Annotated in this window: 17 protein-coding genes and 1 tRNA gene; 7 read left to right on the top strand and 11 right to left on the bottom strand. The window is 43.1% G+C overall.

Annotated features, from left to right (window positions below; all coding sequences use genetic code 11):
• Nucleotides 1-218: 218 nt before the first annotated feature.
• The 5 genes from RCH20_RS05835 to rimO form a co-directional block, all read right to left on the bottom strand.
• A complete protein-coding gene (locus RCH20_RS05835; protein WP_209958086.1) occupies nt 219-1,028 on the bottom strand; it encodes a phosphatidate cytidylyltransferase in 810 nt (269 codons plus the stop codon).
• 182 nt (nt 1,029-1,210) lie between these two features.
• The gene (gene uppS, locus RCH20_RS05830; protein ID WP_327192920.1) at nt 1,211-1,966 is read right to left on the bottom strand and encodes a polyprenyl diphosphate synthase; all 756 of its coding nucleotides are present in this window, start codon (nt 1,964-1,966) and stop codon (nt 1,211-1,213) included.
• A 295-nt stretch (nt 1,967-2,261) separates the two neighbouring features.
• Entirely contained in the window at nt 2,262-2,816 is a 555-nt protein-coding gene (gene frr, locus RCH20_RS05825) for a ribosome recycling factor (protein WP_209958090.1), read from the bottom strand.
• Between the two features lie 124 nt (nt 2,817-2,940).
• The gene (gene pyrH, locus RCH20_RS05820; RefSeq protein WP_209958093.1) at nt 2,941-3,666 is read right to left on the bottom strand and encodes a UMP kinase; all 726 of its coding nucleotides are present in this window, start codon (nt 3,664-3,666) and stop codon (nt 2,941-2,943) included.
• 168 nt (nt 3,667-3,834) lie between these two features.
• Nucleotides 3,835-5,472 (bottom strand): 30S ribosomal protein S12 methylthiotransferase RimO, encoded by a 1,638-nt coding sequence (rimO, locus tag RCH20_RS05815; RefSeq protein WP_327192919.1) that lies wholly within the window; start codon nt 5,470-5,472, stop codon nt 3,835-3,837.
• 139 nt (nt 5,473-5,611) lie between these two features.
• Between rimO and RCH20_RS05810 the strand changes: the two genes are divergently transcribed.
• From RCH20_RS05810 to RCH20_RS05795, 4 genes are all read left to right on the top strand, one after another.
• On the top strand, nt 5,612-7,015 hold the full coding sequence (locus tag RCH20_RS05810; protein ID WP_327192918.1) for a two-component system sensor histidine kinase NtrB: 1,404 nt from the start codon (nt 5,612-5,614) through the stop codon (nt 7,013-7,015).
• Nucleotides 7,016-7,068: 53 nt separating this feature from the next.
• Nucleotides 7,069-8,910, top strand: a complete 1,842-nt coding sequence (locus tag RCH20_RS05805; RefSeq protein ID WP_327192917.1) for a sigma 54-interacting transcriptional regulator — start codon at nt 7,069-7,071, stop codon at nt 8,908-8,910.
• A gap of 197 nt (nt 8,911-9,107) precedes the next feature.
• A tRNA-Leu gene (locus tag RCH20_RS05800) sits at nt 9,108-9,192 on the top strand.
• A 411-nt stretch (nt 9,193-9,603) separates the two neighbouring features.
• Nucleotides 9,604-10,131, top strand: a complete 528-nt coding sequence (locus RCH20_RS05795) for a hypothetical protein (protein ID WP_327192916.1) — start codon at nt 9,604-9,606, stop codon at nt 10,129-10,131.
• 10 nt (nt 10,132-10,141) lie between these two features.
• Here RCH20_RS05795 and RCH20_RS05790 read toward each other — a convergent pair whose 3' ends face one another.
• Entirely contained in the window at nt 10,142-11,221 is a 1,080-nt protein-coding gene (locus tag RCH20_RS05790) for a protein kinase domain-containing protein (RefSeq protein ID WP_327192915.1), read from the bottom strand.
• Between the two features lie 117 nt (nt 11,222-11,338).
• Here RCH20_RS05790 and RCH20_RS05785 point away from each other — a divergent pair, with 117 nt between their 5' ends.
• A complete protein-coding gene (locus RCH20_RS05785; RefSeq protein ID WP_327192913.1) occupies nt 11,339-12,310 on the top strand; it encodes an ATP-binding protein in 972 nt (323 codons plus the stop codon).
• A 190-nt stretch (nt 12,311-12,500) separates the two neighbouring features.
• Here the strand turns inward: RCH20_RS05785 and RCH20_RS05780 are convergent, their stop codons facing one another.
• The 4 genes from RCH20_RS05780 to gyrA all read right to left on the bottom strand — a co-directional run bounded on the left by RCH20_RS05780 (nt 12,501) and on the right by gyrA (nt 17,958).
• Nucleotides 12,501-12,749 (bottom strand): hypothetical protein, encoded by a 249-nt coding sequence (locus RCH20_RS05780; protein ID WP_327192912.1) that lies wholly within the window; start codon nt 12,747-12,749, stop codon nt 12,501-12,503.
• 108 nt (nt 12,750-12,857) lie between these two features.
• The gene (locus RCH20_RS05775) at nt 12,858-13,526 is read right to left on the bottom strand and encodes a glutathione S-transferase (protein WP_209958109.1); all 669 of its coding nucleotides are present in this window, start codon (nt 13,524-13,526) and stop codon (nt 12,858-12,860) included.
• Between the two features lie 277 nt (nt 13,527-13,803).
• Nucleotides 13,804-14,874 (bottom strand): EamA family transporter RarD, encoded by a 1,071-nt coding sequence (gene rarD, locus RCH20_RS05770; RefSeq protein ID WP_209958112.1) that lies wholly within the window; start codon nt 14,872-14,874, stop codon nt 13,804-13,806.
• A 261-nt stretch (nt 14,875-15,135) separates the two neighbouring features.
• Nucleotides 15,136-17,958 carry a DNA gyrase subunit A gene (gyrA, locus tag RCH20_RS05765; protein ID WP_327192911.1) on the bottom strand — a complete coding sequence of 941 codons (2,823 nt, stop codon included), beginning with the start codon at nt 17,956-17,958 and terminating at the stop codon, nt 15,136-15,138.
• Between the two features lie 1,282 nt (nt 17,959-19,240).
• On the opposite strand from gyrA, the gene RCH20_RS05760 reads away from it, so the two are divergent.
• Entirely contained in the window at nt 19,241-19,516 is a 276-nt protein-coding gene (locus tag RCH20_RS05760; protein WP_209958115.1) for a hypothetical protein, read from the top strand.
• A gap of 59 nt (nt 19,517-19,575) precedes the next feature.
• Nucleotides 19,576-20,568 carry a methyltransferase gene (locus RCH20_RS05755; protein ID WP_327192910.1) on the top strand — a complete coding sequence of 331 codons (993 nt, stop codon included), beginning with the start codon at nt 19,576-19,578 and terminating at the stop codon, nt 20,566-20,568.
• Between the two features lie 45 nt (nt 20,569-20,613).
• Here RCH20_RS05755 and RCH20_RS05750 read toward each other — a convergent pair whose 3' ends face one another.
• A complete protein-coding gene (locus RCH20_RS05750; RefSeq protein WP_442793106.1) occupies nt 20,614-21,795 on the bottom strand; it encodes an ABC transporter ATP-binding protein in 1,182 nt (393 codons plus the stop codon).
• Nucleotides 21,796-21,801 lie beyond the last annotated feature (6 nt).

Below are 21,801 nucleotides of genomic sequence, written 5' to 3'. Positions count from 1 at the left end.
TTTATGAAAGATTTTTATAAAAGATGTTTATGAAAGAATTTTATGAAAGAGCTTTATAAAAAAGATCGTTAGAAATTGAAGAAAATAAAAAGCCAAATGATTATAGCTGTTGCTCTGCTCTAGTAGAGCAGAGTTAGCTTACCCACGGATTAATTTATCCTATGGCTTACGTTATAGGCAAAGACTATGACGATTCATTCTAAACCACCAATAAACTTCTAAACCACCAATAAACCTAGCTGTTGTAGACCCCAAAAACCAAGTGCAAATATCGGAGTGGCAGACAATAATGAATCAATACGATCAAGGATGCCACCGTGTCCGGGTAAAATAGTTCCCGAGTCTTTGACCCCTGCACGGCGCTTTAACATCGACTCAAATAAATCACCAAGTACTGATGCTAAAATAGTGAACGCGGATAAAGCGACAAAAGCGATCATAGCCGTGCCGGTCAGTTGTAGCTTAAAGACACTGATAACCACAACCACTATCAAGCCAGTTACTAGTCCACCTGCCAGCCCTTCCATACTTTTATTAGGCGAGACGTTCGGTGCCATTTTGCGACGACCGAGCTTGCGTCCAACGAAGTAGGCGCCGCTATCAGCACACCAGACCAGTAAGAATACATAAAGTAGCCACCACGCCGACTGTTGCCATAAATAAAACATCGCAGTAATAGAAGCAGTAAGAATAACCACCCCCATCAATGCCAGCTGTTTACCATACCAATTAGTATGGGTTGGGAACTTGCCCACCCAAGACAAGGCCATCAGCCATATTATTAATGACGCTGCCCACCAAAACACCCAAGTCATTTCAAACAGTAGTGATATTAGGGTTACTACCAGTACTAATAAGACAAAAACTATAGGCTGCCGCCATTTTGGCATCAATTTCGTCCATTCATGCGCAGCAATGATGACACCAACTATTAATAATGGCGCAAATAAGACGGGTGTCTGGCTCGCAAATAATGCAATACCAACGATAATAATTAAGATGACTGCCGTTTTAATCCGTTGCCACATATTTATCGAGCCTTATAATAATGAGAGACATCTGGTCAAAGATATATTATAACAGTTAATCAACAATAGCTCATCGATAGCCTTTTTTCACTATTTAAGGTGAACGAACCTTTCATTAACAAGCGTGGCTAGATGTTTAGCATACGCTGTTCAAGACTGGTTTAGATTAACGGTTATTTTAATCACTGTGAAGTTTGCGTCTCTATCTGCTCACTCGTCTTGCCAAAACGGCGCTGACGTTGAGCAAACTCTACTACCATTGCTTCAAGTTCAGGTGCTGCAAAGTTTGGCCAGAGTGTCTGGGTAAAAAACAGCTCAGCATATGCTGATTGCCACAATAAAAAATTGGAAATGCGGTACTCTCCACCAGTACGTATTAACATATCCACCGCTGGCTCATCTGCCAGTTGTACGTGCTGGCTGAGCATAGTTTTATTGATATCCTCGGCACGTAACTGACCGTCTTGCACCTGCTGCGCCAGTTGTTGTGCTGCATTAGCGATGTCCCACTGTCCACCATAACTAATGGCAATCACTAATGTCATAGCATCAAAATGGGCGGTTTTGACCTCTGCATCTGCCAGTAAGTGTTGCAAGTCAGCTGTAAGCTGGCTGCGATCACCAATGAAGCGCATCCGAATACGGTATTTATGCATGCGCGGCATTTGTTCGTTAACCGTCAGGGCTAACAAATGCATGAGTAAGGCTACTTCAGTTACTGGACGTTGCCAATTTTCACTCGAAAACGCAAATACAGTTAATACCTCAACCCCAGTCTCAAGACAATACTCAACGATAGGATCTAAAGCATCTTTGCCAGCAACATGTCCTTCACCTTTATTTAAATCATTGGCTTTACCATAACGGTTATTACCGTCCATAATGATCGCAATATGACGAGGAATAAAGACAGGAAGTAAAGGGGCGAAAATTGACATGGACTATACTGCTTATTATTAATATAAAAATAATCATATCGCGCTCTATGCCAATTAAAAAGTACAGCGCATAGAATTCACAAACTTATCATAAACAAGCTGAGATACTGGATATAACTTGCAAGCATTAGGGCTGATTGTATTCAAGCAGTTAATACAGCACCAGTTGATATATAATAATAGCCAGTAGTATTACACTACTAGCTATTATTAAAAAACCTTTTAGCCAATAGTCTAGCTGCTTAAACTATAAGCAAGAAGCTATAGACCTTGAACTTTAAACAAGAAACTTTGCTTATACTGCCATCAAGTCCGTTTCTTTCTTACTCAGACGACTGTCTATAGTTTCGATAAACTTATCAGTAATTTTTTGAATATCATCACTGGCGCGATGTTCTTCATCTTCTGATATTTCTTTCTCTTTAGCCAAGTCTTTAATATCACCCAGCATATCGCGGCGAATATTACGAATAGATACCCGGCTATTTTCGGCCTCACCGCGCGCAAGTTTTTGCATATCACGGCGGGTCTCTTCAGTCAAAGCAGGCAGCGGTACTCGAATGACGTCAGCAGTCATTGGATTCAGGCCTAAACCAGCTTCACGAATGGCCTTGTCTATCGCTTGTACCATAGTGCGATCGAACGGCTGTACCAATAGCGTACGCGAATCTTCAACGTTGACGCTAGCAACTTGGTTCAAAGGTGTGTCTGAACCATAATAGCTCACCATTACGCCTGACAACATGCCTGCGTGCGCACGACCAGTACGGACTTTACTAAAAGTACTCTCAAGCGCTTCTAGGGTCTTTTGCATACGCGCTTCGCCATCTTGCTTAATCTCTTTAATCATTACGTGTCCTTATTTATCGCTGCCGATAATATTAGCTATTGTTAGAGCTTGTTAGATGTTATTAAATATTAGTAGGGGTTACTTTCTGATTACAAACTGGGTTATTACAGGCTATAAAATGACCTCAATGATAAACGCGCGTGCCTTCATTTTCGCCCATAATGACATTTAACAAGGCATTGGGCTTAGTCATATCAAACACTTGTAACGGCACATTGTGTTCACGGCATAGTGCAATCGCAGTCAAATCCATCACGCCAAGCTTTTGCTCTAAGACTTCATCAAAGGTCAAACCGTCATATTTGACCGCATCAGCATGCAGGCTAGGATCTTTGTCATAGACGCCATCAACCTTGGTGGCTTTAAGAATCAGACCGGCCTCAATCTCAATGCCGCGCAAACAGGCTGCAGTATCCGTCGTAAAGAATGGATTGCCAGTACCGGCAACGAAAATACAAACTTCGCCGTTTTTGAGATAGCGAATCGCATTACGGCTGCTATAGCTTTCGGTTACCTCACCAATCGGTAAAGCTGACATCAAGCGGGTTTTAATATTGCGGCGCTCAAGGGCATCACGCATCGCTAAACCATTCATTACGGTTGCTAGCATACCCATTTGGTCACCAGTAACTCGGCCGACCAAGCCTTCTTTTTGTAGCTGCGCACCGCGATATAAGTTACCACCGCCCACGACGATGCCAACTTGCACCCCCAGACCACGTAAATGCGCAATGGATAAGCTCATTTTATCAAGCACTTCGCTATCAATACCCATGTCTTTGCCGCCAGCTAAAGCTTCGCCAGAGAGTTTTAGCAGAATACGAGAGTAACGGGGGTTTTTGTCAGACATGAGGTCACCTTATTATCATTGAATTATAATTATCGTTAATATAAAAATGGAAATCGTTAGCACACAAATAAAATTAGCCTTTGAACCAACACAGGCCAAATTGCGCCAATTGTAGCAAAAACGGCTCATGGTTGGGCAATTTTAACCTTCAATTGCGTGTGCACTTTTTTAACCATTATAACTGGCGAACAAATCATATTCACTAGCATCGTCAACAGTAACTGTTAAGAACTGGCCAACTTTTACAGCAGTAGTAATATCATCAACATAAACATGACCGTCAATTTCTGGCGCATCGGCATAACTACGGCAGATCGCAACGTTCTCTTCAAAGTCAATCTCATCGACTAATACGGTTAAGGTTCTGCCAATTTTCTCTTGCAATTTCTGCGCAGAGATAGTTTGTTGCAAGGTCATAAAGCGCTCATAACGTTGTTGCTTAATAGCTTCAGGTACGGGATTGGGCAAATCGTTGGCTACTGCACCTTCTACTTCTGAATAAGTGAAAGCGCCCACGCGATCGAGACGTGCCTCGACTAACCAATCAAGCAAACACTGAAAGTCTGCTTCAGTTTCCCCTGGGAAGCCGACCACGAAGGTTGAGCGAATGACGATATCAGGACAAATAGCACGCCATGCATGAATACGTGCCAGAGTATTTTCACTATGCGCTGGACGTTTCATGGCCTTTAGGATGCTATGACTGGCATGTTGGAAGGGAATATCCAGATAAGGTAACAGCTTCTTTTCACTCATTAACTGAACCACTTTATCCACGTGCGGATAAGGATAGACATAGTGCAGACGCACCCAAATGCCTAAATCATTCAGCGCTTGGCATAAGTCATAAAATTTAGACTTTAGCGGCATACCGTTCCAAAAGCTGGTTTTGTACTTTAAATCCAAACCATACGCAGAAGTGTCTTGGGAGATGATTAACAGCTCTTTGACCCCAGCGTTTTTGAGCGCCATCGCCTCATTCATCACGCTATCAATCGGGCGCGATACCAAATCGCCACGTAAGCTTGGAATAATGCAAAAAGTGCAACGATGATTACAGCCTTCTGAAATCTTTAAATAGGCATAGTGACTGGGCGTTAGCTTAATCCCCGCCTCGTTAATCAAATCTATTTTAGGATTATAATCTTTATCGGTGCTGCGGTCAGGCTTCGGCACGTGTAGCGCTACCGCTCTAATCACTTCATCATAAGCATGCGCGCCAGTCACTGCCAATACCGCAGGGTGCATCTTGCGGATTTTGTCCGCTTCTTTGCCAAGGCAACCAGTGACAATCACTTTTCCGTTTTTGCTAATGGCTTCACCGATAGCATCCAATGACTCTTGTACCGCTGATTCGATAAAGCCGCAGGTATTAACTACCACTAAATCTGCGCCTTCATAATCACTAGCAACCTGATAACCATCACGGCTCAGCTCAGTGATAATACGTTCACTATCGACCAACGCTTTAGGACAGCCTAACGATACAAACCCAATCTTTGGCGCAGTCGTTGCTGGACTAGAGGCGGTCGCGCTGATGTTTGCCTGTATGGTTGCATCGCCACTTTGAGCGATACTGCGGTTTTGATTGTGATTGGCTTTATGATGATATGGCTGAGCGCTGTCTACCACGCGCTCATTTTGTGTTTGAGATTGCGCAGGATTAAATACGCTGGCGCTGTTCTTGATACCGTGCGTATTAGAAGCATGCGACTCTGTATTTAGAGCATCAACTGGATGAGTAGATAAAGTAGTGGGCTTAATCGTCACCGTAGAATCATTAGATGGGATAGAAATCTTGGGCATAGCTGACCTTGCTTGAGATAAATTGGCTGAGCGCATTGTACGTTTTTTTTATGATAATCACCAGTTTTGCCGCGCTATAGTGTTGATTTGTGGTTAAATATTATACCTAACATGATCAGTAACCAGGTTTTCTATGTTTATGGCTTACCCAATATCATCATCTCGCCCTGCTCCCGACTCAGCCTTTATGTTGCAGCAGTTATTTACCGCTATTTTATGGGTAGATGAAGGGCTCTTTATTACCTGGCTTAACCCTCAAGCTGAGCAACTATTAGCCATCAGTAGTGGACGGTTGCTGAATAAATCTATCTTGAGCGTGCTTGCACCTGATGAATTAAAAGAAAACAGTAATTATAATCTACATAATGATGGTTTAAATACTGATATAACATCTGATACTGATGAAACATGCCCTTTAACTGAGCGCTTTATTCAAGCTCAGCAGTATCAGCAGCCCTTTATTGACCATGATCATACTATAACGTTACCGATGAACGGCGGTGCTTCGATAACAGTGGATTATAGTGTGACGCCAGTAATTTATGAGCAGCAGACTTATTTTATTATTGAAATGTGGGGTAAAGATCGTCAGAGTCGTATTTCAGAAGAGCAGCGCCAGCAGCAACAATATAATGTTGCGCGCCATATGCTTCGCTCGGTCGCCCATGAAATAAAAAACCCACTTGCTGGTATTCGTGGGGCGGCCCAGCTATTACAAAGACAATTTACCAAGTTCAGCGATATGACTGCACCCGACCATGTACCTAATGATAAAAACCAGGACACAACACCCGCTATCACGGATCCAAACATCCGAACGACAGCGAAAAAACTACGTGCTTACACTGATATCATCATTTCAGAGACTGACCGATTAACCCAGCTCATTGGTCAACTCTTAGGTTCTAACCAACTACCAAACTGGCAAGCGCTCAACATTCACGAGCCTATTGAACATGTCTTGACCTTGGTACTCAGTCATTATTCACAAATACAAAGTTCTTTAATAACAGATTCTCCGATAAAAAACCCTTTAATAACAGTACAACGAGATTATGATCTGTCGTTGCCAGAGCTGCGCGCTGATAAAGACCAACTGATTCAAGTATTTTTAAACCTGATCAATAACGCTTGTGAAGCCATGATAGAACATCAGCAAACCATTACCACTAACCCCGCCAAAGCAATTAATACTCAGACACATGCTAACTATCCGCAGCACGGTGACCAACAGGGCAACGACTATCAACCGAAGCTACATATTCAAACGCGGGTCGTTTTTCAACATACCATCGGTAGCCGGCAACATAAGCAAGTCGTACAGATAACCATCACTGATAATGGCTGCGGTATCGACCCTGCACTTATTGGACAGATATTCTTTCCTATGGTGACCAGCCGTGCGTCAGGAACAGGTTTGGGTCTGGCTATCGTGCAAGATATTATCAACCAGCATCATGGTATGATTGACGTCAGCTCAGTCCGCGGCCAAACACGTTTTACGGTGTATTTACCGTTCAACTCGCCAGCCTATAACGCTTAAGTGCGAATGCTGAATGACCACCCTGGCTTAATGACTTTTTAAGGCTTATATATATGACTGAAAACTGTAATAAAAATGAAAATGATAGTCAATTATCTAAGATAGATGTCGCTAATGGATCTCATAAAAACCTTGCAACATTATGGCTAATCGATGACGATGCAGCACTGCGTCTGGTATTAACCGATACCTTTATCGATGCTGGTCTTGAGGTCATTAGCTTCACCCAAGCGCAAGCGGCGTGGACGCGTCTTAACGATATCTTGCAGCAGCACAAACCTATTCCACCGCTACCGGATGTGATCTTGACCGATATTCGTATGCCGCTAATGGATGGTTTATCGTTTAGTGACTGGGTCCATCTACATTTTCCTGCTTTGCCTATCGTTATCATGACTGCTCACTCGGACCTGACTTCAGCGATTAGCAGCTATCAAGCGGGCGCCTTTGAATACTTACCCAAACCCTTTGACTTAGATGATGCCGTTGCGACCATTTATAAAGCTATTAATTATCAACCTGCTACTAATACGACCGCTGAATCAAATGAAACGGCTACTAAGGCAACCCCTGATCCTAAAACAAAAGCGAAGCCACAAAAAGAAAGCACAGTTAACGCTAGCGTCAAGTCTATCAGCATTCCCAACGATAAAGCTAATGCAAACGCAAACGCAAACGCTAGCAATGACCCTAGCGGTATCATTGGTCAATCACAAGCCATGCAAACTGTCTTTCGCGCGATCGGGCGCTTGGCGCACTCACCGATTACCGTGCTAATTACCGGAGAATCAGGTACAGGTAAAGAGCTGGTTGCCAGTGCGTTGCATCAACATTCACCTCGACAGCAGCAGCCTTTCATTGCGCTTAATATGGCCGCCATTCCTCATGACTTAATTGAATCCGAACTGTTCGGTCATGAAAAGGGAGCCTTCACTGGGGCCAGCGCCCAAAGACAAGGTCGCTTTGAGCAAGCAGATGGCGGTACGCTATTTTTAGATGAAATTGGCGACATGCCCTTTAGTACTCAAACACGCTTGCTACGGGTATTGGCCAACTCGGAGTTTTATCGTGTTGGCGGTCAGCAACCGGTCAATGTCAATGTCCGTATCATCGCAGCGACCCATCAAAACTTAGAGCATCTCGTACAGCAAGGCAAGTTCCGGGAAGATTTATTTTATCGTCTCAACGTCATTCGTCTGCCACTACCGCCACTACGCGCACGGCGTGAAGATATACCCGCACTCACTACCCATTTCATGCAAAGTGCCGGCAAGCAAATGAATACCACACCGAAATGCATTCGACCTGATGCACTGCGCATCATGCAGAACTTTGACTGGCGCGGTAACGTTCGCCAACTCGAAAACGTCTGTCTATGGTTGACGGTCATGGCGACCGGAGACACAGTACTGGTTGATGATTTGCCACCAGAATTACTGGCTGATATCGATACTGCTTTGCACACAAATTTGCACACGAGTACACAGCAGCATCAACCTCTCACTCAACAAGCTGGTGAGCAGAATAATAGTCATATCAACTCCCAAGCCGGTTCGCAAGCCAGTTCGCAAACGGTAATAGCAGAGGGCGCTATACAGTCACAGCATAGTGTTCCACTATCAGATCAGCCGACCAACCCAAGCTGGCAGCAAGCATTGGCGGAGTGGGCAGAGCAGTCTCTACAAGCAGGTGCAATAGACATTTTACAAACGGCAACGCCTGAGTTTGAACGCGTATTGCTAACCGCTGCTCTCAATCATAGTGGCGGTAAAAAGATAGCTGCTGCCGACCTTCTGGGCTGGGGACGCAACACCTTAACTCGTAAGCTGCAACAGCTGAATCTATCTACAGCAATGGTTCAGATAAAGGAGCAATCAAATCTTAAAAAAGACTAATATAAAAACACAGTAATATCAGCTATTTATTAAAATAAGTACAAAAAAAATTGCGCATAATAGAAATAATTGCGGAAGGGGGTTGCCAAACCCATCAAAATCTATATAATAGCCAACCACTGAGACGCATTACCGAATCAGTTAACTGTCTAAACGGTGTTTGAATTTAAGCGCTAGTGATGATAGAGTAACGAAATGGGGCTGTGGCGGAATTGGTAGACGCACTAGATTTAGGTTCTAGCGCCGTAAGGTGTGAGAGTTCGAGTCTCTCCAGCCCCACCATTTTCGATAATGATAAGATTGTCTCAAGCATATACTAGACCTGCCTTCGGGCAGGTTTTTTTATATCTAAAATTTGACTGTCTTCCCACACTGAGATAGCTTGTGGGATTTACTAATAATTACTTATTACTGTCTAAACCTAACCTACATTGCCCTTCAGCCACTTTTTACTCATATCCCAGCTGTTTTCGCGTGGGATGGAATATAGAAATATCTTTTGACTAAAAATTTAGTTCGTTTTAATCTATCTTCTCAATGAATTGTAGACCCTGTCTCATCACCCTATAAAGATCATAAACATTAGCTTGTTTATGTTTAACGACACTTTTTCAGATGTTCCAGAACCTAGTTCATACTCGAACGCTATTCAAACGGGTTAAACAAGTTGACTGTTAAATTATTGAGGAAACAATGAATAAAGGATTATGGATGTCAGTAGGTCTGTTGGTACTGTTAGCAGGAGGGCTTATAGGGCTTCGAAGCTTTTTTAAACCTGCTACCTCAACAGATACTAACGCCGCGATTGTTAGTAGCGATTCAGATACTAAGCTTACGATAAGTTTGGAAAGTTTTGAGGGCTTTCATCACGATGCGGAGATACTACTAGAAAAGTTAACCGTTTTAAAAACAGGTCTGGAAAGTGCAGTTGCTACTAAAGATATTGGCTTATTAGACAGTACGGTAAACAATACCTATAGAATTATGGATAATGTGAGTGTTAGTCGCATACCAACTATTGCGCCTTTTGAGGTTTGTGACGAGGCGCTAGCTACCTTGGGTCGTTACGCTGTTGCCTCTAAAACTTATTATTCTGCTGCGGACTCAATGAATATTGGCCAAATAGATGAGATGAGAAATACATTTAATACGCAGTTTGGCCAGTGTCAAAGCATCGTTAATGACAAACCTGTTGCGGCACTCTATCAAGATTACCAATGATATGCGTTATCTAAAATCCTTCCAAATCCCTCCACACTGCCTCCATACTTTTATAGCGCTTCTCAACCCGCTTCGCAAATGCCTTATTAATAACTTGCTGATAATGACTATATTCTGCCGGCAATACTGGAATTGGTTTCTGGCAATGCTGAATCGCCCACTCTTTTAATGGATCATTGCTTTGCGCTGCTAACTTAAACGGACGCGCGCCCACTAAGATCTCATACACCATTATCCCAAATGCGTAAATATCACTTTGCTGGCTAGCAGCATGTGCTTGCCAACGTTCAGGAGCGAGATAAGCAGGCGTGCCAGCAGTATTTGTGGCGCACTTTTGGTCCACACAGTCATTAAAATCTTGCCCCAATCTCTCAGCCAAGGCAAAATCAGTCAGTAAGCAGCGTGGCGTTATACTGCTATAATCAGCATTATTTACTAAAAAATCATCTAGCAAGATGTTACTTGGCTTGATATCGTTATGTAGCCAGCCACTACTATGTAAATCAGCTATAAGATGCGCGACTCGAACAATGAGTTGGTGTTTTTGAGTGTCTGTTAATGGCTGATGTAAATAATGCGCCAGACTGCCCATTGAATAATAAGGCATAACTAGCATAGTGAATTGCTGGTTTTGCTCTGATATCTTCGTTCGCAAAGTGTCATAAGCCAATATTGGCGGCGCTATAGCTAATATAGGCGTAGTATTATTTTGCGCTTTAGTTGATTGTGACTGTTTTAAATCATGTAAAACAGCGACATCATGACTAAGGTTAAACCTACTATCATTAGATACATTATGATTAGGTGCATTATCATTAAACGCATTATGATTAGCTGCATCAGGATTAGTATCAGGGCTTAGCTCCCACTTTATCATCACGCTACCAAACTGTGGATGTTGGGCGCCCGTTAAGCCATAGTAGCTAGTAGTGTTACTATTGCGCTGTTGACTGATACGCTGGTGAGAAATCACCTTATACTCCAATGTAGATAACATCGCAGTCAATACCGGCAATAACTGGCTAGCTTGTGCACGCAACGCTTGAGTTATGGCTGATGTTTTAGGCCAATTGCTAGCATTATTTGTCATGGTACAGTCAAACCCTTATACTTATAAAGCCACTACCGCACTATTACAAGTGGTTTGTTAAAAATAGTTTATACATATTAAACCTCACATTCATTTTTTATTAACGATAGAGTAATTATGTCCCCCTCACCTAAACCATCATCTCCTTACGCTCTGCCTGAACCATTGCTAGATTTACTCAGTCAGTATTTACAGCAGCAAGTAACGCCAACTATAGAGATTGATCCGACGCAACTGGCCTATCGCTGGGTTGGTGGTCGTAATGGTCACCTAGAGCCGTTAGCGGTCAATTTGTTTTTAAGCTTAGACGACTTGCTCGGTATTGCTACTCAAAAGTCAAAACTGGTACAGAATACGCGGCAGTTTTTAAAGGGTTACCCTGCCAATCACGTATTAATGACCGGTACCCGCGGCGCAGGTAAATCCTCGCTGATTCGCGCCCTACTTCAAACTTATCATAGTGAAGGGTTGCGTATTATTGAAATTGCTCGCGATGACTTATTGGTATTAGATAAAATTCGCGCAGCCATTAATAAGTTGCCTGCTGATTGTAATTGTCGCTATGTGGTGTACTGCGATGACTTGGCATTTAGCGGTCAAGATGAGAGCTATCGTACGCTAAAAAGCGTGCTTGATGGCTCGTTAGATTCTGAGCAGGACAAGCTATTGGTATATGCGACTAGTAACCGTCGACATCTATTACCGCAGTTGATGAAAGATAACGTTAATATTTATAATGGGCAGACCGACGAAGTTAATCCTTACGAAACCATTGATGAAACTGTATCGCTATCAGATCGCTTCGGCTTATGGTTGTCTTTTTATCCAATGAATCAGCAGACCTATTTGCAAATCGTTCAGCATTATTTAGCCATCCAAAAAGAGCACATTAATAGTACTAATGATGCCACTGATATAGCACTGAAGCTTGATGCTAGTATGAATGATGCAGAGTTGGCGGCAGATATTAGGGCCGATGCGCTACGATGGGCATCAGAGCGTGGTGGGCGTTCAGGACGTGTGGCATATCAATTCAGCCGTTTTTGGACAGGACAAGCACAACTGAAAGCTGAAGATAATAAGCGCTAATTTATAAGATGAGAAGAACTATGCTGCCAACTGTGCTGTTTAGACCGTGATGAATACAGATTAAGACGCTCAACAGCCAATGCAGTAACGTTGTGCTGTTTATTGGGCACACCAGCTGATGTGCCTAAGAAGGTCAGCTGTAGCATGAATTATTATTCATCGCGCATCTACTGTTTATAAAGCAGACGATTTACGATAATTTGCACAAGATAGTTTTGCCACCTTCGACGATTTGCCCACCGCTCGCAAAACATTGGTTGGCCATAGTCGACTCATGTGACTTCCAGCCACCATAAAAACTGGCCAAACATAACAAAGCGACCAATAGTTTTTGTGACCATGCTTTAATCGATACTTGCTGTGAATCTATCGGTCGTTCTGTACGGCTTTCGACATTGGTACGAGCCGTTTTAGTATCCAATTTATTGGGGTCTGTCATTACATTACCTTGCTTGTTTATGCGCGGTTTATGCGCGGGCATTTATGCGCAAGCGTTTAACTTGTAAATCAGCTTGGACACAGGGTTTTTGTACAGGCAGTTTTATAGTTAAAACTGGATACGACCGCCCTTCTCTTCAGTGCGTTTAAAAGCAGGACGTTCCTGGCAACGTTTGAGCCAGTTTAATAAATTAGCGTACTGACCATTATCTAGTCCTGCACGAGATTGGGCAGCAACCGCCACAAAATACATCTGAATATCAGCCGCACTAAACGCCTCGCCTGCGAACCAATGATTGTCTTGCAGCTGTCGTTCCATCATGATTAATATATTGTTAATACTGCTTTCGATCAGGCTACTTTCAACTTGTTTTTGGATGTTCTTACTAACAGGTTTGACTAGCATCGGTGACTTTTCGACCACTTTGTTGAACACCAAACGCATGACTAATGGTGGCATGGCGGACGCTTCGGCAAAATGTAGCCAGAAAGTGTAGGCCTCCCACGCCGCTTCATTATCATCAGCTGGCTTAAACATTTTTTCTTTGTCGTAATGTTTGAGTAGATATTCAATGATAAATCCCGACTCAAGCAGCACACGATCGTCTACTTCTAGTATGGGCGCATGACCTAACGGATGAATTTTCTTTAGACTGTCGGGCGCCAAATAAGCTTTGTTGCGTTTATAACTGGTTAGCTTATAGTCAACATTCAATTCTTCTAATAACCACAGAATGCGGAATGAACGCGAATTTTCTAAATGATGAAGATGTAACATAAACCATCCTTATAATAAGTTATTGTTTTATAAATCGAAGCAATATAACGTTACTATTGATACGTGTTATTACTGATAATAGCGTACTTAACTCGCCTTTAACACAGCAGGCGCGTGCTACGGTTACGAAAAACAATGTCTACAGGGTCAATTTCAATCTGTTGAATACTTAATTAAACTTTCTCCAAGTTTCGCTCAACCCTTACTTAGGTATCACTTGTCTCAAACACTATTGTTATATCGCTTAGCACTAGTCATTGTATAATTTAAGAACTATTTACTTCGAATGTAGTTGGTTGATTTTACGAGCCATTTTATCGATTTTTTGTTGATAACGTCTAATTTTTCGAAAGCGATGCGCAACCAGTACGCCTTTGATACGACGATTTTTTATGCGGCGGCGCGGTGGAAAGCTATTAATTTGTGGCTCGTTGTAACCCTGCAAACGGTTGTCACGGCGGCGCGCTAAGTAGCCAAGCGTGCTGTCCATAATCATGATAAATAGCGCGACAAAAATCATCGCGTACATGAATAACGAACCAGCCTCTTCGATACTTTGATTCAAAAACGTTAAAGAAAAAACAAGTAAAAAGATAGGTTCAAGATAAGATAAGGTACCAAATAGCGAGACTGGCAGCTTACGACTGGCAATCATGGTCAATGACATCGCCGCCGTACTGATAATACCCAATAACGGTAACAGATACCATAACTTACTGGTCGATACCGCCAAATCAAAACCGCCACTGGTATAAAGCGCCACTAAAACTAAGGGTAATAGTAACGTTAAATCCGATAGTAAACCGGTAATAGGTGGAACTGCTAACTTGCGCCGCAATAGATAATAAGGCGGATAACCCAAGCACACAAACAGGGTTGCCCACGATAGTGACCCAAATTGCCACACTTCATAAGCGATACCAACCGCTGCACATAGAGTGGCCAGCCACTGCAATTTACTGACATACTCATGATAAAAGAAGCGACCAACCAGTATCATTACTAATGGGTATAAGAAATAACCCAAGGTCACATCGAGGCCTAAACCATTCACTGGTCCCCACATAAACAGCCAAATTTGCCCCCCTAAAATCGGGGTGGGTAATATAAATAGCAGCCATTCTTTGGAAGTTTTTAAGGTCTTTAGATAATCAAAAACATGCTGCCACTGCTTTATTAGACTCACCAATAACACCAGACTAAACAACATCATTACCACACGCCATGACGCCACTTGCGTACCCGATAATGGGTGCAAAAAGAGCCCAAACAAGAACAGTAATGAGAATAAAAAGTTGGCAGTCGACGCCGCAGCGGTTCCTTGCACAGTCTGGTTGGTAGTTAGCATTACAACAGCCTTGAAAAAATAGTTTTTAAAAAACAGCCTTTATAAGTAGGGTAAATCAATAATGGTTTATCAGAAAAAAACAAAAGCCTCAGACGCGAACGTCGGAGGCTTCCTTTCTTTATGTCATTAGCCAATTGAACCAGGCTAAGACAACCGGTATTACTTTATGATACTAATATTACATGTCAATATTATGTCAAATGCAGACCGAATAAGCAATAATTCTACTGATTCAGTCTGCCAAACAACTCATTTCAATACTTATTCAGCGTCGTTGTCCAAATCAGTATCGTCGTCTAAACTAATATCACCATCCGAAGCCTCTTCATCTAAAACCTCTTCATCTAAAGCCTCTTTATCTGAAGTATAGTCATTGGCGATATCAACAGAATCGGTAATATCAGTTGTGACCGTACGATCAGTCGCAGCATCTACGTCCATTTGCTCCTGACCTTCTACCGCAAAGACCCCATCTTCTCTGAGCGCATCGACTAACTCATTGTCGTCTTCTTCATGCTCAACACACGCCATAGCGACCAGTTTCTCGTCTTTTGATAGGCGAATTAAGGTGACACCCTGAGTATTACGACCAGAAGTGGCGACATGCTCAACTGGCGTACGCACCAGAGTACCTTTATCAGATATTAGGATAATATCGTCTTCAGGATCAACCTTAGTCGCGCGTACCAAAGCGCCATTACGCGCACTGGTTTTGATAGCGATGACACCGCCGCCGCCACGCCCTTGCTTATTAAACTCTTCGATGGAGGTACGTTTACCAAAGCCATTTTCACAAGCAATCAAGATTTCTTGGACATCATCTTCGATGACCACTAACGACTTAATAAACTCATCATTAGTTAGACGCATACCGCGAACACCCTTAGCAGTACGTCCCATAGAGCGGGCATCATTTTCATCGAAGCGAATGGCCTTACCACTTGAAGCAAATAACATGACGTCTTGCGAGCCATCAGTAATACGGGCACTGACTAGCTTGTCGCCATCTTCTAGACCAACTGCTATCAGACCGTTAGACCGAATACTGGCAAACTGCTCAAGCTCTACCCGCTTGACGGTACCATTGGCAGTAGCAAAGAACACGAAATGACCGGTCACTTCATCAGTGGTTTGCGGTATCGGTAAAATAGTGGTTACCGTCTCATCATTATTAAGTCCAATAAGATTCACTAATGGACGACCACGTGCACCGCGACTGGCAATCGGTACTTCAAAACCGCGCAAACTAAATACGCGGCCAGTGTCAGTGAAACACAGTACCGTCGCGTGGGTTGAGGTAACGACTAGATGATCAATGACATCATCTTCTTTCATCGCAGTGGCGGACTTGCCTTTACCACCACGTTTTTGTGCCACATAATCGTGAATTGGTTGGGTCTTGGCATAGCCAGTGCGAGAAACCGTCATCACCACCGTTTGCTCAGGAATAAGATCTTCACGGCTAAAATCAGTACGCGAATCAATAATGTCAGTACGGCGCTCATCACCGAAATTTTCACGAATTTCAATCATCTCATTAGAGATAATGGTCATAAGCTTATCAAAATCGCCTAGGATAGATTCTAAATTAGCAATTTCGCGTAATAAGTCTTGATACTCTTCCGTCAGCTTATCTTGCTCAAGACCGGTCAAACGGTGCAATTGCATCTCTAAAATTGCATTGACCTGATCTAATGACAAGCGATAGCTTTCTACACCTTCAGCACTATCACTAATTAAACCAAACGGTGCTTTTGGATCTTCACCTTCGATGAAATCAGGACGTACTGATTGGCTACCTGCAGCAGTGAGCATCGCTTGGACGCTGCCTGATCCCCAAGTGTTATTAAGTAAGTTCTCACGTGCCATACCACGGCTAGCAGACACTTTGATTTCTGCAATAATCTCGTCGATATTGGCCAGCGCGACCGTCAAACCTTCGAGCAGGTGACCACGGACCCGAGCTTTATTCAGCTCATAGATAGTACGGCGAGTCACGACTTCTTGACGATGGCGTACAAAAGCAGCAATTAGTTGACGCAAGGTCAATAGCTTCGGCTGGCCGTTGTCTAGCGCCACCATGTTGATACTGAAGCTTGATTCGAGTGGCGTTTGCAAAAATAAGTTATTAACGATAACTTCAGCCGTTTCACCACGACGCAGATCAATAGCAATACGCATACCGTCTTTATCAGACTCGTCGCGAATCTCGCTAATACCTTCGATTTTCTTATCACGAACCAATTCAGCAATACGCTCAATCAACTTGGCCTTATTGGCCTGGTAAGGCACTTCAGTGAATACGATACGTTCACGATCGCGGTTGACACCAGTATCAGCCATCGCCTCGATAATGTAGCGCCCACGTATATGCAGACGACCTTTACCGGTGCGATAGGCATCTAAAATACCCGCACGACCGTAGATGATTCCGCCTGTAGGAAAGTCAGGACCTGAGATATGGGTCATCAGCTCTTCAGCAGAAATTTGCGGATTGTTGGCATAAGCCAAACAGGCATTAATCACTTCGGTGAGGTTATGTGGTGCCATATTGGTCGCCATACCGACTGCGATACCAGTTGCGCCGTTGACTAATAGGTTTGGGACCCGTGCCGGCATAACGCTAGGCATACGCTCAGAACCATCGTAGTTGTCTTCCCAGTCGACAGTATCTTTATCCAGATCCGCAAGCATTTGATGGGTCAGCTTAGTCATGCGTACTTCGGTATAACGCATGGCAGCAGGTGGATCATCATCAATCGAGCCAAAGTTACCTTGACCATCAATCATGGGGTAGCGCAAGCTAAAGTCCTGCGCCATACGCACAATCGCATCATATACAGCACTATCGCCATGGGGGTGATATTTACCAATGACATCACCGACCACACGTGCCGATTTCTTATAGGCTTTGTTGTAGTCATTAGATAGCACGTGCATCGCATACATCACGCGACGGTGTACTGGCTTGAACCCATCACGCACATCCGGCAGCGCACGCGAGACAATCACGCTCATCGCATAATCCAAATAGGATTGTTTTAATTCATCGACGATGCCAATAGGACTGACCGATTCGCTCATATACACTCCCTCACTCACATCCATTCTCTAGCATTTGCATCATTGATAGTTTACTGATAGTCATATTCAGCTATACGTAAAATGAGCCGCAGAGATGTGCCGCTGTTATTTAGATATATAACGTAAATATAAACTATAGATAAAGAACTACAAACCGTACAAAAATCTAGGAAAATGGCGATAGTTTTAATGGTAAATAAAAGAAGCTATTTTAGCACAAATTTGCCTATTTAGGGGCATTTGAGTGCTATTAACCCATGGAGGAACAGGTCATTTATAGCGAGTAATTCGTATTATTTATTAGGCTCTATAAATGGGGCATTTATAACGCTACTCCTCAAATAATATTAATGGCAGACTTTTTTAGATTGACTGGTCTTACCATTTTTGCAGACAAACTTGCCATCTTTTGAGCAGTGTGCTACCCCGCCTATTTTTCCAGAGCAAGGCGTATTTTGGGCCTGTGCTTGAGTTATCGGTGCTATAGTAAAAGCAAGCGCTATAGTCAATGAAAGGCAATATCGATACATAGCCTACTGCTGGCATAAGTTTTTATTTCGTTATTTATTTAGCTATAGATTATTGAATTTGGCTGTCTTAAGATGTTTTAGCTACATTGATAAAGTGTTGGTCAAAATATTCACGGGTTGCTTGCGTACAAGCGGTGCTGACAAGACCGCCATAGTAGACCGCCATGGTAGACAGCCAATACTGCAGCTCCTTCGACTTGTGCTAACAGTATCGGATCAGTTATATTCGCCGCTCTAGCATCTGCGTTAGCCTTACTTTTAACGGCGGCTAATGTAGCAGCAAACCTGTCTTGAACGTTATCAATTACTGGCGCTATCCTTAGCAGCAATCAAAAGGGAGTTTCTACATTTTAAGCAGTTGATAAGAGGCAGATTTGTGTCTGGTACCTTACTGCTCATACATCTAAGATGTTACTAATAGCTACTACGAAATGTACAAATATCTAGCATTGCACAATGTAAGCCGCTGATAGAGTAAGCCGCCGATAGAAGCCGATGTTTAGAGGCTGATTTTTAGAGAGTGATGTTTTAAAACTAACTTTGATACCCTGTAGTAAACAATGTAGTAAACAATGCTTCGTTCATTACCTTTAATAGTGACAATAGAATAGTTTCAAGAGCCACTTACTTCATGAAACTTTCAGTTATTGTAGACAAAATATTTCTACCCGCTACACTAGGTACAGTTTAATATAGGTGTTGACTATATCGCACGCAAAATACGGCCACTCAATATATAGGCGTTTATTTTTATGGACATTGTTTTGGCTATCGTTTGGATCTTGGCGATGGTGTTGTATAGCTTTTCTAGCGATTACGCCACCGGTTTTCCCAATCATAATAACAAGGCCTTACCGTTTGTGCGCTGGGGTTCGCTGCTAGTTGCTATGGGACTATCCGCCTATTTGGCGCAAGTCTATAAAGCCAACTTACAAGGCTCTGGTATTTGGGTATTTGTTGCGGTGGTGTTTGTAATCATTACCTTATCCAAACTGATATTTAAATGGGTTATTAATAGACGGCGCTAGTGCAGTGTCGTTTAAACAACCTCCCCGTGAACATCATAGTAAAGATATCGTAAACTCTTATGCAAAATGATAATAAAGACAGCAATAACCCAATAGCTAATGCCTTAGCTACCGATAACAGTCACACTGCAGAATTAACAACATCTAATGAAACTAATGAAATCAGAAGCGATCGCAGCTTTGATACCATCGCCGATCATTTTGAAAAGAAGGTGTATGGTGGCTTAAAAGGTGAGATTCGGCTAGCAGTGCTACGTCGTGATATCTTCGAATATGCTGATAAGCTGACTAAAATGCTTGGGAGGCCACTACGTATTTTAGATGTGGGTGCAGGTCTTGCACAAATAGCCATCGATCTTGCCCTGCAAGGTCATAGCGTGGTGGTCAATGATATCTCAGAAAACATGCTTAATAAGGCCAAAGCCAGTTTTGAAAAACAACAGGCTATTGCCAATAACAATGTTTTTGATGAGAAGGTTTTTGATGAGAAGGTTTTTGGTACTGTGACCTGGGTGGTCTGCCCTTATCAACAGCTTGAGGCGACGCTAAGTATTGATAATGGTCACCTTGATAGTGATATTAGTGATAAAGCGAGCATTGGTGAATCAGACAAGTTTGATTTAATTCTATGTCATGCTTTGCTGGAATGGCTGGCAGAACCAGCAGCGATCATGGACTTCTTTGATGCTCAGCTGACCGATAATGGCGCACTGTCGTTATGCTTTTATAATCCAGCGAGCTTTGATTATCGCAATCTTATTATGGGTAATTTTAATCTACTCGACAACCCGTCTTACAAAGCAGACAACGAGAAAAGCTTGACCCCAAACTATCCGGTAGCCAAGCAGCAAGTAGAATCATGGCTACAAGCGCATCATTATCAAACCATGCTTACCAGCGGACTGCGCGTATTTCATGACTATACGCCACTAAAACGTGGGGGCAATACCGATCCTGAAGCAGTGATACGGATGGAGTTACGCTACTCACAGCAAGAGCCCTATAAATGGTTGGGGCGCTATTTACATATATTAGCGACTCGTAAGACCTAATTCTAATAGATGTCACCAAATATCATAAGGCCTTTTAACATCGGTTTATGACATATGATAATCTGACCAGGTTGTAGCGTTGATATTTTTTTCATCGAAGACCACCACATGTTTAAGCATCGGTAAAATACCAATACGTGTGCCAACCGGATGGTTATGATGGCTGGAAACCAAAGACAATACTGTCTGGCCATCATCTAACTGCAAGCGATACAGATAGTTTGCGCCGCGAAATACTCGACCAACTACCAGTGCAGTTTGTGCGCTGTCATCGTCATGAATAATATCATCAGGACGCACCAATACTTTTATTAACGTGCCATTGGGATAATCATACTCGCAATATCGTGGCTGCCCTCTGTCATCATATACTTCCATACGCCGGTAAATATCGCCGAGCGCAGTCTCGACATGACCTTCTTTAATGACCCCATCTATCATGGCACCTTCACCAACGAACTCGGCGACAAATGGGCTGACGGGCTCATGATATAGCTCGGTTGGAGTCGCCCACTGCACCAGTTTACCTTGGTGCATGACCCCAACCTTATCCGCTAAGGCGAAGGCCTCGTTTTGGTCATGAGTGACTAAAATTGCGGTAGTGTTGGTACGCTTAAGAATATCGCGAACGCTCATAGCCAATGATTCACGCAGCACCACATCTAAATTAGAAAATGGCTCGTCAAGTAATAGTAACTTAGGCTTCGGTGCTAATGCGCGTGCTAATGCCACCCGCTGCTGCTGGCCACCCGAAAGCTCAGTGGGCCGTTTGTCAGCATGCTCTGTCAGCTCAACCAGACTCAACATCTCAGCAACCCGCGCTTTTTTGTCAGCTGCCGACCATTTATTAAGCCCAAAAGCGATGTTTTTGGCAACGCTTAAATGGCCAAATAGAGCATAGTCTTGGAACACCATGCCCATTCCACGCTTGGCCGGCGCGACCGCAAATGAGGTACGAGCAGCTTGCTCAGTCAAACGCTGATTGTTTAGGCCAATCATCCCAAGACGGGTAGGTTCTAAACCAGCAATAGCGCGTAACGCGGTGGTCTTGCCACAACCGCTATACCCTAAAAAGCAACCAATTTCCCCTTGCTGCAAGGTTAAAGACAGCCCATCAACGACCGTAATATCGTCATAACCAACGACTAAATTCTGCACGCTAAAATAGGGCTTATCAGCGATGTTTGCTTTATGACTATCTTCTCTAGACTCTTGATTGTTGTCCATGTGATT

This window comes from Psychrobacter sp. PL15 (genome assembly GCF_035984995.1).
Taxonomy (GTDB): Bacteria; Pseudomonadota; Gammaproteobacteria; order Pseudomonadales; family Moraxellaceae; genus Psychrobacter.
Note: the sequence above shows the minus strand (reverse complement) of the source record. Positions and strands in the feature narration are given on the sequence as shown.

Bases quoted from the DNA above. Each gene is read 5' to 3' on its own strand.
- RCH20_RS05755 (WP_327192910.1), top strand. From the start codon at position 19,576: ATGCAAAATGATAATAAAGACAGCAATAACCCAATAGCTAATGCCTTA.
- RCH20_RS05780 (WP_327192912.1), bottom strand. From the start codon at position 12,749: ATGACAGACCCCAATAAATTGGATACTAAAACGGCTCGTACCAATGTC.
- RCH20_RS05805 (WP_327192917.1), top strand. From the start codon at position 7,069: ATGACTGAAAACTGTAATAAAAATGAAAATGATAGTCAATTATCTAAG.
- frr (WP_209958090.1), bottom strand. From the start codon at position 2,816: ATGATTAAAGAGATTAAGCAAGATGGCGAAGCGCGTATGCAAAAGACC.
- RCH20_RS05795 (WP_327192916.1), top strand. From the start codon at position 9,604: ATGAATAAAGGATTATGGATGTCAGTAGGTCTGTTGGTACTGTTAGCA.
- RCH20_RS05835 (WP_209958086.1), bottom strand. From the start codon at position 1,028: ATGTGGCAACGGATTAAAACGGCAGTCATCTTAATTATTATCGTTGGT.
- RCH20_RS05750 (WP_442793106.1), bottom strand. From the start codon at position 21,795: ATGGACAACAATCAAGAGTCTAGAGAAGATAGTCATAAAGCAAACATC.
- rimO (WP_327192919.1), bottom strand. From the start codon at position 5,472: ATGCCCAAGATTTCTATCCCATCTAATGATTCTACGGTGACGATTAAG.
- RCH20_RS05785 (WP_327192913.1), top strand. From the start codon at position 11,339: ATGTCCCCCTCACCTAAACCATCATCTCCTTACGCTCTGCCTGAACCA.
- RCH20_RS05810 (WP_327192918.1), top strand. From the start codon at position 5,612: ATGGCTTACCCAATATCATCATCTCGCCCTGCTCCCGACTCAGCCTTT.
- pyrH (WP_209958093.1), bottom strand. From the start codon at position 3,666: ATGTCTGACAAAAACCCCCGTTACTCTCGTATTCTGCTAAAACTCTCT.
- gyrA (WP_327192911.1), bottom strand. From the start codon at position 17,958: ATGAGCGAATCGGTCAGTCCTATTGGCATCGTCGATGAATTAAAACAA.
- RCH20_RS05790 (WP_327192915.1), bottom strand. From the start codon at position 11,221: ATGACAAATAATGCTAGCAATTGGCCTAAAACATCAGCCATAACTCAA.
- rarD (WP_209958112.1), bottom strand. From the start codon at position 14,874: ATGCTAACTACCAACCAGACTGTGCAAGGAACCGCTGCGGCGTCGACT.
- RCH20_RS05775 (WP_209958109.1), bottom strand. From the start codon at position 13,526: ATGTTACATCTTCATCATTTAGAAAATTCGCGTTCATTCCGCATTCTG.
- uppS (WP_327192920.1), bottom strand. From the start codon at position 1,966: ATGTCAATTTTCGCCCCTTTACTTCCTGTCTTTATTCCTCGTCATATT.
- RCH20_RS05760 (WP_209958115.1), top strand. From the start codon at position 19,241: ATGGACATTGTTTTGGCTATCGTTTGGATCTTGGCGATGGTGTTGTAT.